The organism is Aequorivita aquimaris (genome assembly GCF_001573155.1).
Classification (GTDB): domain Bacteria; phylum Bacteroidota; class Bacteroidia; order Flavobacteriales; family Flavobacteriaceae; genus Aequorivita; species Aequorivita aquimaris.
The window spans coordinates 1-712 of record NZ_JRWG01000050.1 but is presented as its reverse complement, the minus strand read 5'-3'; the positions used below and the strand labels follow the sequence as shown (position 1 = coordinate 712).

The window sequence follows — 712 nt, the reverse complement described above, 5'->3', positions numbered from 1 at the left end:
GCGGTCTTCGGTGCGCGTTGCGCGGCAGTTTCGAAATTCGCCGTGTCCATGCCGAGCTTGACACGCAGCGCGCCGATGACAGAGCCTCCGGCCATGGGCGCCTCCTGATGTGTTGAAAGGCCTGCTATGGGTGCCGCCATGTCGAAGCTGCTCTATGCCCTGGCGTGCATGTTCCTGCTGGCTGGGGTCAGCCTGCTCGTCGTAGGTTTCCAGATGGAAACGACGGTCATCACGCCTGAGCCGGTAGCGAACGCCCAGCTGCTGATATGGCAGCTCGATCATTTCGTGCTCGGCATCGGTTCGCTGATCGCAGCAGCTGTTTCGCTGGCGGGAGGGGCGATCGTGGAGCGCCTTACTCCACGCCGACCTGAGAAGAGGCGGCGAAAGCTGCGAGATTGAAGGTCATATCGTCGTCGGCTTGCGGTTCAGCATCGTCGCCAAGCACGCTGGCAAGCGTGGGCATCTTTTCGACGCGGCCGAATGCCGCATTGTGCCAAGCAAGGGTTAGGTCGAACCGCTGGCGTTTGACATGCCCCGCGATCACCGCCCGAATCGTTTGAGGGGTCTGCGACCAGAAATCCCCTGCCGATCCGCCAGCGGCGGCCCAATCCTCTAGAAGCTTCAGCCAGTCCCAGCCTTCGCCGGTTTCCGAGGGCGCGGCGCGTCCTTACCCTCCTGAACCCCAAAAGCTGCACGAAGACCGGACATAATC

The 712-nt window shown here is 62.2% G+C and carries 1 protein-coding gene; it reads left to right on the top strand.

Annotated features, from left to right (window positions below):
- Nucleotides 1-126 precede the first annotated feature (126 nt).
- Entirely contained in the window at nucleotides 127-399 is a 273-nt protein-coding gene (locus tag LS48_RS14730) for a hypothetical protein (protein WP_062623216.1), read from the top strand.
- The last annotated feature ends 313 nt before the right edge of the window (nucleotides 400-712 follow it).